The sequence below is a fragment of the Bacillus sp. ISL-57 genome (assembly GCF_018613135.1).
GTDB lineage: Bacteria > Bacillota > Bacilli > Bacillales > DSM-1321 > Peribacillus > Peribacillus frigoritolerans.
The window spans coordinates 67,703-81,684 of the sequence record NZ_JAGGQV010000001.1; the positions used below are offsets into that span (position 1 = coordinate 67,703).

At 37.0% G+C, this 13,982-nt stretch carries 8 protein-coding genes; 7 read left to right on the top strand and 1 reads right to left on the bottom strand.

The window, feature by feature from the left end:
- The first annotated feature begins 809 nt into the window (after positions 1–809).
- The 4 genes from J7I90_RS00340 (at position 810) to J7I90_RS00355 (ending at position 9,174) form a co-directional block, all read left to right on the top strand.
- Positions 810–4,892, top strand: a complete 4,083-nt coding sequence (locus tag J7I90_RS00340) for a S8 family serine peptidase (RefSeq protein ID WP_214767567.1) — start codon at positions 810–812, stop codon at positions 4,890–4,892.
- Positions 4,893–5,206: 314 nt separating this feature from the next.
- Positions 5,207–6,454 (top strand): helix-turn-helix domain-containing protein, encoded by a 1,248-nt coding sequence (locus J7I90_RS00345; protein ID WP_214767570.1) that lies wholly within the window; start codon positions 5,207–5,209, stop codon positions 6,452–6,454.
- 842 nt (positions 6,455–7,296) lie between these two features.
- Positions 7,297–8,022 carry an RNA polymerase sporulation sigma factor SigH gene (sigH, locus tag J7I90_RS00350; protein ID WP_214767572.1) on the top strand — a complete coding sequence of 242 codons (726 nt, stop codon included), beginning with the start codon at positions 7,297–7,299 and terminating at the stop codon, positions 8,020–8,022.
- 495 nt (positions 8,023–8,517) lie between these two features.
- Complete coding sequence (locus J7I90_RS00355; protein WP_214767575.1) at positions 8,518–9,174, top strand: hypothetical protein; 657 nt, start codon at positions 8,518–8,520, stop codon at positions 9,172–9,174.
- Positions 9,175–9,275: 101 nt separating this feature from the next.
- On the opposite strand, the gene J7I90_RS00360 is transcribed toward J7I90_RS00355, so the two are convergent.
- Positions 9,276–9,479, bottom strand: coding sequence for a hypothetical protein (locus J7I90_RS00360; protein ID WP_034312777.1), 204 nt, complete (start codon positions 9,477–9,479; stop codon positions 9,276–9,278).
- 843 nt (positions 9,480–10,322) lie between these two features.
- Between J7I90_RS00360 and J7I90_RS00365 the strand changes: the two genes are divergently transcribed.
- From J7I90_RS00365 to J7I90_RS00375, 3 genes are all read left to right on the top strand, one after another.
- Positions 10,323–11,768 (top strand): alkaline phosphatase PhoX, encoded by a 1,446-nt coding sequence (locus J7I90_RS00365; RefSeq protein WP_214767578.1) that lies wholly within the window; start codon positions 10,323–10,325, stop codon positions 11,766–11,768.
- A gap of 55 nt (positions 11,769–11,823) precedes the next feature.
- Entirely contained in the window at positions 11,824–11,967 is a 144-nt protein-coding gene (gene tatA, locus J7I90_RS00370) for a twin-arginine translocase TatA/TatE family subunit (protein WP_214767581.1), read from the top strand.
- Between the two features lie 132 nt (positions 11,968–12,099).
- Complete coding sequence (locus tag J7I90_RS00375) at positions 12,100–13,113, top strand: bifunctional metallophosphatase/5'-nucleotidase (protein WP_214767584.1); 1,014 nt, start codon at positions 12,100–12,102, stop codon at positions 13,111–13,113.
- Positions 13,114–13,982 lie beyond the last annotated feature (869 nt).

A 13,982-nucleotide genomic window follows, 5' to 3' on the forward strand; every position in this document is an offset into this window, starting at 1 on the left:
ATTATATTTCTATTTAGGGACAAACACCATTTATTCTTCTTTTGTATATTCGAATCCCGCACAGGTCATCAACTACCAAGGGATCAAATCTTGATATCACAGGGGTTTGAGCCTTTTTTTGTTTATAAAATTTATAGCCAGTTTTGTTTTATTTACTCAATTGGTGGAGAATAGAGAAGGATTAAAACGTATTACAGGACAACTATTTGTAATAATTAATATTTCAAGAAACTGTGGATAAAGCCTTTTGATTATTCAGCTAACGATGAGGTTAAAAATAAGAGAAAGAAATTGACATCCTATTAGCTGGTTTAGCTGAAGATCAGAGCTGTCTTTAAGGCAGCTTTTTCTTATTCTACTAACGGGGCGGGTTAGTTGAAAAAAGAACTATTTTGAACTACCTAGAAATAAATACTATATAGAAAAAAGATAAGGAGGTGTTCGTAAATTGGGCCAGATAATAGAATAACACTTGGAAGTTAATTTGGATATTTTCGTGAATAAACCTTTTTGCTGCAACTTAAGTATAGATCTTCCCCTCCTCAACTCTTTCAATTGAATTCATATTTTTTTATTTTACTAAAGAAAACCCCAATTTATAAAAATGGATTTAAGTCTTTTTCACTAATTTTCGCAAAAATAATGATTTTTCAGAACATATAAAAGAGAAAGAAGGTATAAAGTCCTGTAAAATTAACCCAATAGCAATCCGATAGAAAGGCAATTAATATTATTGTATGAATATTTTAAATTTTTAGAAAGGGGTATTTTTTCGGGGAATTCTATTTAACTAAGAAAGTAGGGAAGATATGAAAATTCATTCATTCATTAAACGAACAGCAGCGATTACGCTGTCAGCTGGCCTGCTGCTATCATCAGCAAACACGCCTTTCATTCCTTATGCAAATGCAGCGAACATAAAGGCAGAAGACGTCTTGGCTTCGTTGACAAGTGAACAACGAAAAGCGTTAAATAAACTTGAAATGACAGATAATGTCGGATTGCAAGGATTTAAAATGGAAGAGTTAAAAAAGGATAAAGAAATCTCGGTCATCGTCCAGTTCAAATCAAAGCCGGGAAAAGTTGCAGTCTTGGATGCGAATGTAAAAGGAAAGAAGCTTTCAAAAAAACAAGCGGATGATCAAGTAGAAAAGGAACATTCCCAGTTTAATAAAGACATTCAATCGATTCTTCCATCTACTAATCTTAGAAGCAAGAAAACAGGTCATAAAATCACTTCTACCTTTAAGACCGTTTATAACGGGGTAGCTATGAAGCTGCCAGCTAATCAGGTAGAGCAGCTCTTGCAATCCAAGGTCGTAAAAGCAGTATATAAAAATGTAGAATTTAAGGTCGATCCGATCGCCATGGGAGAGAAATCGGCCCCTGGTACATCCGTTGAAAGTATTCCATATTTAAAAATTGACCAGCTGCACAATGAAGGTATTACAGGAAAAGGAATCAAAGTTGGGGTTCTTGATACAGGGATTGATTACAACCACCCTGATTTGAAAGATGCCTATAAGGGCGGTTACGATTTAGTTGATCAAGATAATGATCCAATGGAGGCAACGTACAAGGATTGGCAAGCGTCGGGGCAACCAGAATTTAGCTGGTCCGGTTCTTCCTATTATACTTCCCATGGAACACATGTTGCAGGTACCATTGCTGGACAAGGAACGAATGCAGAGGTTTCTGTAAAAGGTGTGGCTCCTGATGTGGATTTATATGCGTATCGTGTTCTTGGACCATATGGATCAGGATCATCTGAAGGGGTCATTGCAGGTATAGAAAAAGCTGTAAACGATGGTATGGATGTTATCAACCTTTCCCTCGGATCGGACATCAATGATCCTTATGATCCAACCAGTACTGCCATTAACTATGCTGTCCTTAATGATGTAACAGCAGTTGTAGCAGCTGGAAATGCAGGATCAGATGATTATACATTAGGTTCACCTGGCTCAGCAGCACTTGCTTTGACAGTCGGGGCGAGTGATGTACCGATGGCGGTTTCTACTTTCAATGGGAAAATCGGAAATAAAGATTCGATCGAGCTTGTTAGTTTGGGACGCCACTATTCAGACCATTTAAAGGAATGGGAAGGGAAATCCTATGAGGTAGTGAATGTCGGTTTAGGAAATGGCTCTGATTATTCCGGCAAGGATGTAAAAGGGAAAATTGCACTTGTGGAACGCGGAGAGTTCGCCTTAGCGGAAAAGGTCAGCAATGCGAAACAAAATGGAGCAGCCGCCGTTCTTCTTTGTAACAATGTGGAAGGGCAAATTAATGCCAATCTTGGAGAGTCCGATGACTTTGTGCCTGCATTTTCTTTAACAAAAGAAGCGGGAGAAAGCATTAAAGCACAGATTCAAGCAGGTGAAGCGAATTTTACTTTTTCCAAATACGCGGATAAACAGACAGAAGGTGACCACTTAGCGGACTTTAGCTCAAGAGGCCCGGCAAGAGAAACATACGATATGAAGCCAGAAGGGACGGCACCGGGAGTAAGTGTTCTTTCAACAGTCCCTTCTTATATGGTGGACGCTGAACATCAAGAAAACTATCAATATGCATATTCCAGATATTCTGGAACATCTATGGCTACTCCTCATACAGCAGGGATTGCAGCACTCATGCTTCAAGCGAATCCGCAATTAGAGCCGGAAGATATTAAAGCCGTTCTAATGAATACGGCAGATCCTCTTAACGGAGAATATAGTGTATTTGAAGTTGGAGCAGGAAGAGTCGATCCATACCAAGCTGTGTATAGTGGAACAAGCTTCAAAATTAACGATAAAACATTTGTTCCAGGTGCTGAAGAATTAATCAAGGTAAAAGAATTGACGGGCGGACTCAGCTTTGATGTTCACTATGCAGATAAAAAGTTAAATCTAAAAAAATCAATCACTATTGAAAATAACGATAAAGTAAACAAAACTTTCAGTGTATCTGTAACTGAATCGAATGGTTCAAACAGCTTGAAGGAAAATGGAGTGGAGCTGGATATTCCAAGCGAAATTTCTGTAAAAAGTGAAGACTTCAAAAAAGTAACACCACGTTTGCTTATTCCTAAGAAAGCAAAGGATGGAATTTACGAAGGCTATATTACATTAACAAACAATTCGAATTCATCAGAGCAGTATCGGATTCCTTTCAGCTTCCGAACAATGAAAGATGGATTTAATAAGGTTGATGTACTAAATCCTGCCTATTCTCCAAGTCATTTAAACCAAGTAGGATGGGATCCTATGCGTACTCCATTTGTATTTGCTAATTTTAACCTTCGTGCACCAATGGAAAAAATGGATGTCGTTCTTCAAGATGGCAAAACAGGAAAGGACCTCGGGTTGGTCGGAACAATAAATTTAGATTACGCTTATGACAATGTAGATTATGGATTATATGCATTTAATGGAGCTTATTATGAGTTTACAGGAAACTCAAAACAGCCCATTTCGGAAGAAGCAAGTTATGTGAAAAAACCGGGACATTACAAGTTGAAATTCATTGGTACAGGTACTTCCGGGAAGGTTACAACTGAAACGCAGCATTTGCTCATCGATCTCGATGCACCGAGCTTCAAAAGTTCACTTGATGGAAAGTCTCCATTTATTGAATATAAACCAGGTCAAGAAACATATCCATTCGAAATTCAAATCACAGATCCAACCATTGACGAACTAAAGAAATTGGGCGTAAATATCGATCAATCATCGAACTCGATGGTGTATTACTGGGGTCAAGGTGGTTTCCCTTCTACGCCAATTCCAATGGATAAAGAAGGAAAGTTTGTCGAAGAAATCGCCCTGGATGAATCCATCCCAGCACTTCAATTCCGCATGAATGGATATGATATGGCAGGAAACAAACCAGCAACAAAGCAATATTACTTTGTAAAAGAAGGTACACCTGTCTCGTATACTATTGGCGAAAAGTATGAGGTGAAAACAGGCGATACGGTAAAAGCAACGCTATCATTAGATAACCTAAACGCAGTGTCAAAGGCGGAATGGAACTTTAATGGTGACGGAGACTTTGACAGAGGTTTAGATAGCGTAGAGTTAGTTGATGCCAAGCTTCACAGCAAATTCTCGGACAAAGCCTCTTTAACGATTAAAGACAAGGTCGTTACTGTCCAATTTAATGAAGAGAGTAAAGCATTAGACCATGCAAAAGTCGTTGAGGTTACGTTTAAGGTTCAGGATGATCAATATACCCTTGGAGCAGCGATTAATCCGATTGTGAGCGTAATGGATGCTAATAATCAGAAAAGCAGTGTGTTAAAAGCTGGTTATAGTTGGAAGGTTAATCCGCAATTCTCAATGGCTAGAGGTTATGTCTCTCCGCAAGGATTTGAAAATGAAGATGGTACTGTTACAGAGAAAAGGGATTGGAGCAAGGTTGGCGGTACAGTGAAAATCTTCGATTCAGAAGGAAATGAATTCGATGCGACATCAACGGTAGAAGAAAATGGACAATATGTATTCAACAAGCTGCCATTAAGCACAAATGCCTTCACGATAGAAATGAAAGTCCCAGGCCACTTTGTCACGAAAGAAAAACTAAATTCTGGTATAGGTTTTGAGCACAATGGTGAGTTATACGGTCAAAATCGCTGGATACCTGCCCTTGATATTACTGCAGGTGATGTAAACCAAGACCATGTCATTGATGTTCAAGATGCGATTGAAATTCAAAATGCATGGAAAACAAAGAAGCGTGCAGCGGATATCACCTTTGATGGAATAGTTGATGCTAAAGATATGAAATATGTTCAAACAAACTATCTCAAGCAAAATGTGCATGTTGATAATGCTCCAATACCAAAGAAGAAGTATAAAGGTAAGACATTAGAATCAATTTTAGTTGAGTTGGGAATACAGCCATAAATATTAAAAAACACGATGAAAGCTTAGCTTCATCGTGTTTTAACTTTAAAGAAAGTATAAAATTTTTCTAAAAGTATTAAGAAAGAGAGTATTCCAATAAGGTTGCGTTATTTGGATTTTCTTCAGAATAAAATATTGAGGTAGATAGGGAATTCGTAAAAAAGGGAAACAAAAGTGAATATTGAAAAAGCTAATAAATAGAGGGATGGTATTAAAGTAGTCTTGCGCTTTTCTTAATTTTACTAGAATATATAGATTATATATTTATTTTTTTCTATATATACTAGATAAAATTACAACCTAGAGGTGAAGCTATGATTGAAGGGAAACTTATCAAGTTTTATCGTGAAAAAGCGGGGTTGACTCAGGGGCAGCTTTGTGAAGGAATTTGTTCTGCTACACATCTTAGTAAGATAGAACGGGAGATAACAGAATACTCAGGGGAAATTACTCTCTTATTATCCCAAAGATTGAATATCTGTCTTGATGATGAATTTGTGCGGTATCATAATCTTCAACAGAAACTAAAGCTATGGCACAACACGTTCGTTATGCAACAAAGCAAAGAATCAGAAATTTTAAAAGAAGAAATCGAAAAAGAAACACTGATTCAATTGCCAGATTTTCAAGTTTTCTATCAATTACTCTCTGCAAGGTATTATTTATCTAATTATCAATTAGAAACAGCATTATTAATTATTCAAAACCTGCAAAAAATTGAATCATCTTTTTCTCCGCAAGACCGCAATATGTTAAAACATGTTCTAGGTATGTACTATTTTCACAACGGACAGTATCGAGATTGTATTCAAATTTTAACATCGATTGATCAAAGTCAATATAATCAATTTGAATATTATTACCATTTGGCACTAGCCTATCACCTTATTCATTCTAATATAATATCGTATTATTATGCAGAGAAAGTTCTTGACTATTTTCAAAAAACGTTAAATGTCATCCGAATAATTGATACAGAGACGATCATGTTATTACAATTAAATGCAAAGGAGCTTCGTGATTTTGAAGAGACGAAAGAACGTTACGAACAATTAATACGTACCTGTGATACCATTAATGAAATAGACCGTAAATCAAAGCTTCTTAATAATCTTGCATTTGAACTTTACAGAAGAAAAAAATACAAAGAAGCATCCGAACTATACAAAGAAGCCATGGAACTAATGGATGAAAAGGTTCCTCATTATTTAACTGCATTAGATGGTTATATGAATACTTGTTATAAAGGAAAACTACTTTCAAACGAGATTTTATTGGAATTAGCACATAAAGGCCTTAGAATAGCAAAATCGACAAAATCGTATAACTGGATTTTTTTTGAATTACACCTTTATCAGCTTAATCATGAAGAAGACGATTACTATCATTTTATTGAGACTACAGCCCTTCCTTTTTTTAAAAATATGGGCTTCACCATGTTAATTGAACACTACGAAAAAAAACTCTTCCACTTCTATAACCGAATTGGTGCCGTCCAAAAAGCATTGGACCTTGCCAATTCTTACATACAAGGAAGAAAGAGCTACTATGATCATGAATAAGTCTTAATAAAAAAAGCTACTCTATGCAGATGTTAATGCTGTATAGATTGGATTGAAGCTGAAAGTCAGCGTGAAAAAATAGTCAATCAAAGAAGAATTAAAATTGGAAAGCAATTAAAAGTTTAATTGAAAAATATCGAAAAGAAAATATGTAAAACTGATAAGTCCATCAACTTAAAGTATGATGAACTATCAACAATTCGGTTATAGCTATCCACGTTCATTAAAAGAAGTAGAAGCACGCTAAGAGACATGGGAGGGTACGTCATCATAAGCTTCGCAGAGATCTATTGTGCATCACATAGTGAAGAAAATAGCTGATAATTTCCATTAGTTTTAGCGAAGCGTACGCTCAATTTACTAAAAAAAACCAGAATTTCAATGCTCTTTTTAAAAGAAGATTAAAAAAAAAAATTCCCTAATATAACGAGTGGTGCAAACCGTTGATACATCAATGTTTATAGAGGGAGGTTAGTTGCATAGGAAGTAGTTAAATAGAGTTGAAAAAAGACTGAAATCCCTCCTTCATTGTATATAAATGGTACATTAGGAAATAACCCTCACATTGACTCCTAGTACAAACGTTTAAAATGCAACTCCATTAAACTGCCAGTTTATTGAATAAGAACCACCTTGTGTTTTACCATAAAATTTAAGTTTTTAATTTTTTTTCCAAAGGGCAACAATCCTTTAGAAAACAGCCTAAAAAAAAGAGGGTGTAAACGGTTCCTTCTAACTAAAAAAAGGTGTATAGGAATGTATTAAATTGTCGAAATAATCTAATATCATTGGTGGTCGTTATAGGTTAATATTAAATAATATGGTAATTTACCGCATATAAAATGGGCGTCCGTTTAAACAACAAGGCTCAATTGAATACAGCCGGTGGAGGGATTTTTGTGGGTATAGCTATCGAAGAAAAACCGTCATTCCTATGCGCTAATTTTGAAGATGGAGTATTAATAGAAAAGGTCCGGCAAGGAAATATGGAGGCACTAGAAGTACTGATGAAAAAATACCAAACTTTTGTAAAGATTAAGGCTAACAGATACTTCTTAATTGGGGCAGATAGAGAAGATATTATCCAAGAGGGGATGATAGGATTGTTCAAAGCCATCAGGGATTTTAATGGCGAGAAACAATCTTATTTTAAAGCGTTTGCAGAACTATGTATCACGAGGCAGATTATTACAGCCATCAAGGCAGCTACTCGTCAAAAACATACTCCGTTAAATTCTTCTATTTCGCTTGATATGCCTATATATGAAGAAAATCCGGATCATACTCTTATGGAAGTAATGACAGACACCGTTATTTCTGATCCGGTTGCGATATTGATAGATAAAGAATCTGCGGATGACTTGGAATTAAAATTATCTGAGGTTCTAAGTCCGTTAGAAAAGAAGGTTTTGGCTTATTACTTAGAGGACCTTACTTATATAGAAATGTCTGATAAATTAAATACTCACGCCAAGTCTATAGATAATGCGTTGCAGAGAGTGAAGAGAAAATTGGAGAGTTTATTGGAACTTAGAAATAGACACGGAATAGAAGGTCACATTCAATAGATAAAAGAGCCGTTTACTATTAAGTTGCTCTTTTGGCCAAAGGGTTTTTAATCCTTTGGCTTTATGTGTTTGAAAAACCTTAGTTGTATTTCATAGTGAAATTAAAAATACAACAAACACCGGTATGGAAGGGCACTGATGTTAACAGAAAGATTAAAACGATTATTCTCTCAACAAGCAAGTGGAATAGACTATGCCATTCTACTAGCACCAATACTGAAATTGGCTACTTAATTTCTCTAGCTCACCAATATGGAGAACTTATATTTTTATGGGTACCCATCCTATTATTTAGAAATATAGATAAAGAATACTATCGTTATTATACTTTTATGTATTATGGCGTTTTTCTTTACCAAAGAAGGAACAAAAAGAATTCTCAACTATAGAAGATTTTTCTAAAATAGATTCTGTGAATCCTGATAAAGATGCATGGGCTAAAATTTATATGCCTAAAAAAGATTTCAAAACAATTTTAAAACAATTTTAAAACAGATGGCTGGTCCTGATGATGAAGGAACTATCACTTATAAAAGCATTGAATTAAAAGACTCTAAAACGATAGAAATGAAAGTGAACTACTCAGATGGTGGATGCTTTGAGAGCAGCATGCAAGCAGCTATTATGGATGCCTACATACGAGAACTATATAAACACTCTGAGCTCTATGATGATAAAAAAGAACCCACTATCCGTACCGTTGATTTGAGCAATACAGTTATTGCGGAAAACAAGAAACCCATTGAATTCGATGAAGATTCCGAACAAAAACCGAAAGAGCTTGGAACCTTTAAACTAGGTGAAAAGATAAATGTAGAAGGTCATATCATAATATTAACAAATGTACAATACACAAAGGAAAGAAACGAATTCGAAGAAACACAGCTCAAAGAAGTATTGGGGTTTGATATTGAATACCTAAATGGTACAAAAGAAGAACAAGTAGTTAGCGCAGGAGATTTTGAAGTGTATGACAGCAAAGGTGAAAAGATGGAGGTATATGCTCTCGATACATTAACCGAGATTGTTCAAGCTGGTAAGCACGTTAACGGGCCCGCTGCTTTCGGAGTAACCGATTATGCACCTTATGAAATCTTTTTCACAGATTATACTACGGGTAGCAAAGCAAAATGGATTATGGAAGAGAAATAATAGTTTTCATGTTCATTTTTTAAAGCAGAAATTTTAGGCAAAAAGGTACTCACAACAATGGTGAGTACCTTTTATTGTAATGCCTTTTATGTTTCAATCCTTTATATAAAAATATCAATGCATTGTTCCACAGTTGTTGCAGAGGCTAACTGTTTTGCTTTTGTAGCCAATACATCTGCCGGTTCTGTATCGAGAATGACACCAAATAAGTTTTCTATTTCATCCAAGCTTTTTTCTAAGCGGGTAGAGATGATTGAAATCGCTATTTCTTTGACAAGTCTGTGTTCAGCCATGTTAATACTCACTTGAATCACCCCTTCTAATAAACTTAAATACCTATATTCGATTATCCAAGTGTTAATTCCTTTTAAGAAAAGAATATGTCGAAAAATAAATCGACCATTTACTTAATAATTGGCTATGTAAAAGCTATTGATTGTTTTTGAGTAGTCCTGTAGTCAATTTTGGTATCCTGATTGCATCAAAATAAAAGGGATAATCTGATATGACTGTGGTGACTATACTGTTATTGCTTCATTAAGCGATAGGAAAAGAGAATATATATTTGGGGTGTTGTCTCGCTATTTACATTACTCAAATACTGCACAGGAACTGCACAAGACTGTCGCTTTGTCTTACAATCGTATGGATTTTATTTTTGGTTGTTATGTGCATTTTTGTCCGTCCTACAATCATCAAACTCATCGGCTGATTTTTCCTGCATGCTTCACTGTGTGCGAATAGATATCAAGCGTGATTCAACTATATCAAGTCTTTGCCTTTCCTCTTCCAAAAATTCAGTAGATTTTGGTGGAATTAATCGGGGTAACTAGTTTGTCATAGTGTATCTCTTATATTTACAAACGATTAATAAGCTTTAATATTCTGCATCGGTCTTTTTATGACAAAATCCTTAGTTTTTTCTCCACTTTTGACTAATACCATCAATTTCCACCCTTTACATGTTAAAAATGTCGTTATAACCTCCATTGTTTTGTGAAAACAGTGACTTTTGGTTTATCTTTCTTGCGAAGGAATAAAATCACATGAGTTTAACAGAGCGTTTAAAATGGTCTGTTAATTTTAAGGGTAGAGTTTGCTATAAGGAATATAGCACCCCTCAAAAAGATTTTTTGGAGGTAATGTTGATGAAATCTGGCAATAGCGGTTTAAACAGGCGTAATTTCTTAAAAGTTGGCGGTATGAGTACTTTAGCATTAACACTTGGTTCAACCGGGGTATTTTCTCTTGCGGGGGCTACAAAAGGATTTGCAGCGGATTCCAGCAAACCAACAAACGGATTTGGTGGATTTGGCCCACTAGTAAAGGACCCAAATGGAGTTCTCGATCTGCCAAGGGGATTTCATTACAAAATGCTTTCAAAAACTGGTGATATTATGCCTAATGGTGACCTTGTCCCTTCTGCCCATGATGGAATGGCTGCCTATAAAGGAGAGAAGGGTACAACCATTCTTGTAAGAAATCATGAAAATGGGACAAACTCGGATTACCCTGTAAACGGGAAAAAACCTTGGAGTGCTGGTGCTGCCGGCGGCACAACCACATTAATCGTTGGACAAAATAACAAGGTCATTGATCAGTATGTATCAAGTTCAGGTACAATCCGTAACTGTGCTGGTGGAGCTACAACTTGGGGCACTTGGTTAACAATGGAAGAAACCCGTGATATGGGGCATGGCTTTGTATTTGAAGTGAATCAGCTTGATCCTGAAAATGAAATGTCAAGAACACCAATCCGTGATATGGGGTATTTCTCCCATGAAGCTGGGCATGTTGACCCTTCAACAGGAATTTGGTATTTAACCGAAGACGCAAGTCCAAGCTTCTTGTACCGTTTTAACCCGCATGACCGTAGTCAAAAGCTAGGTTCTCTGCAAAAGGGCGGTATCCTTGAAGCGGCAGCGATTGATGAATTGCCTGCTGCAGCAGCAAGTCAATTTAGTACTAGACAAAAATTCGGGATTGTTTGGAAAAAATTAAATCCTGAAATCGCACAGCAAGATGCTAAGGATAAAGGCTGTATTCAGTTTAGCCGCTTAGAAGGGGCATATTTTTCTGAAGGTACTTTATGGTTTGATGATACAAGTGCAGGTTCATCACGCCTTGGCCGTGTTTATCGCTACACGCCAGCGACAAACAACTTAGAACTATTCTATGAGTCTACTGATAAAAATGATTTAGAAGCACCGGATAACATTACGATCACTCCTTGGGGAGATCTTTGGATCGCCGAAGATGGTGGCGGCAATGACCGTATCGTCGGATTAACTCCTGAAGGAAATATTTATACTTTCGCTGAGAATATGATGAACGGTTCTGAATTTGCTGGCCCTACATTTTCTCCAGATGGAAATACTTTCTTTGTGAATATGCAAACACCAGGTATCACCTTTGCGATTTGGGGACCATTTGCACGCAGAAATTCTACCCGTAGACGAGCTATGAACCAGGCTTTGCCGCCAGCAAGTCTTGCTCCTGTTGTTTCGGATAAACTTACTGCATTCGCAGAAGAACAAGGCATGTCTATATTAGAAGCAGCAGCTTTAGAGCGTCATGGCATGCCAATTTTATAAGTAATGAACGCATTTTTTTAGATCTTTCAAACCATCATGGTAGCAGGTGAGACATTTGTTATCCAGTATCGGCATCCCTGGCCTAATTCTAATTCTAGTCATTGCGTTAATCATTTTTGGTCCTTCAAAATTACCCGAAATTGGAAGGGCTTTTGGAAACACATTAAAAGAATTTAAAAAAGAGACAAATGATTTTTAATCAGCAATGACAAAGAGAAAAAACTAACTTTGAAGAAAAAAACAATTGAATAGCTCTTGTGAAATCCGAAAAAACTGGAAACTAAATAACTACTTTTATCATTTAATAGAATTAATGCTTGGAGGAAATAGTATGAATATAATAAGGAAGATTAATTTGAAGGGCTGCTTTTCGCTGGCGATGGCTGCCGCTTTTGCCGCAATTCCCGTTACGGCAGATGCCGAGGAAAAGCTCAAGGAGGGAGAGAGGTTTGAACTCACCATTCTCCAGACAAATGACTTTCATGGTCATTTGGATGACATCGTCATGCTTGATGATGGAACCGTTCATCACAATTCCATTGCGAAGTACGCCACCATCATTGAAAATGTGCGCAATGAAGAGGAGAATGTGCTTCTCGTCGATGGCGGGGATGTCTTCCTGCGAGGCGAGTTTCAGGCGGGTCAAGGAGAGTTGGAGACGTCTCTTTTGAAAGCTTTGGACTATGATGCGATGGCTCTCGGAAACAACGACTTCCGCGTTTACCCTGCCGGGGAGGGCACACCGGACAGCCGTTATGAACAGTTAAAGAATTACCACCGGAACGTAAATTTCCCCATCCTTACTGGAAATGTCATTGAAAAGGAAACAGGAAAGTACATACAGAATGTCAAGCCCTGGAAGGGTTTTACTTTCAAAGGCGTTAAAGTCGGTATGATCGGCCTTACTTCGATGAAGCCGGAAATTCGCGGTTGGGATGATGTTGCAGACCTCGATTTCATCGAACCGGTTGAAGCGTTGAATGCGTTGCTTCCTGAAGTGAGTGAAAAGTCAGACGTAAACATTGTCCTTTCGCATGCTGGAAATCCCGAAGACCACAAGCTGGCTCAGGTTCCCGGAGTTTCGGCGGTAATCGGCGCAGATACACACAAGGTCATCGAAACACCCGAATATGAATTCAACGGAGAGGTGATGGTGCCAATCACTCAAGCTGGCGGAGAACAAGAACATTATTTGGGCCGTCTTAATTTGACTTTTGAAGTCGTTGACGCCAAAATGACTTTGGTCGAATCCGATGGATTCCTCTACGACGTCACAAATGTTCCGGCTAATCCGGAGATACAAGCGATTATTGATGATTATCGTGCAGATTTGAAAGCGCAATAATAAACTCTTCATTGTGCAATGAGGTAAGGACAAAGCGAGGTTAACGCTTTGTCCTTTCTAAATTAATGATAAAGTAAATGCTGGAAGGGGGTGTACAAGTCGTTGCAAACTAACTGACTGGTGCCTTTTTTATTTTTGCTCACCCGCCTTTTCCACTGATGGGAGTTGAAATTAGTGTAGAGTTTATCTGTTTAGTTTTGCTTAATTCCACTAATTAATGTGCTAATAAGGATCGTTAGGGAACAAAGCATTTGTTATGCCATTGAAAATGCGAAGATTTTCGCTTGGGATTCCATTAAATGCCTTTGTATTTGCTGGAAATCGTTTGAAAAAATTCTGATATCCATAAACAACCAGTTATTTTTTATCCGCTGATGGTCATTATAAATAAAGAAGAAGGGGCTACTGATTACGTATGATTCACATCATATAGTAAATGAGGTGTTAGTTAAAGACGTTTAACTTAACTATTGGTAGCTTCATTAAAAAATCGATTCGAGCAAGGAGATGGTTCTCTTGCACGTAAAAGCAGAAAACTCATTCAATAATTGTCATTTATGCTTTGAAAGTTGATGAAACTTTGAAGATATAGGGGATGGTTGCATTGGAGGGTAAACTCTAGCCAGATACCTGTTCTTACTCTAAAGTAGATGAGGTGTTTATCGCAGAGAATTTATGCTGATTCGAAATGAAGCAAACCCCTTTTTCAGGCAGGGTGCAACGTTCCGTTGCATCCTGTTTTTATGTATTATTAGCAATTTTATTTTATCCCCTATCTGTATATTTTAGGTAACCTGTGGTGTTATAAATAAAAGCACCCAATAAGGAAAAGCATACGGTAACAAGTTGATTTATTCCATTTCAAGCCT

What these genes read in the sequence shown, in the direction of transcription:
- J7I90_RS00365 (WP_214767578.1), top strand. Translation starts at nt 10,323, where the DNA reads ATGAAATCTGGCAATAGCGGTTTAAACAGGCGTAATTTCTTAAAAGTT.
- J7I90_RS00375 (WP_214767584.1), top strand. Translation starts at nt 12,100, where the DNA reads ATGAATATAATAAGGAAGATTAATTTGAAGGGCTGCTTTTCGCTGGCG.
- J7I90_RS00340 (WP_214767567.1), top strand. Translation starts at nt 810, where the DNA reads ATGAAAATTCATTCATTCATTAAACGAACAGCAGCGATTACGCTGTCA.
- J7I90_RS00355 (WP_214767575.1), top strand. Translation starts at nt 8,518, where the DNA reads ATGGCTGGTCCTGATGATGAAGGAACTATCACTTATAAAAGCATTGAA.
- J7I90_RS00345 (WP_214767570.1), top strand. Translation starts at nt 5,207, where the DNA reads ATGATTGAAGGGAAACTTATCAAGTTTTATCGTGAAAAAGCGGGGTTG.
- sigH (WP_214767572.1), top strand. Translation starts at nt 7,297, where the DNA reads ATGGGCGTCCGTTTAAACAACAAGGCTCAATTGAATACAGCCGGTGGA.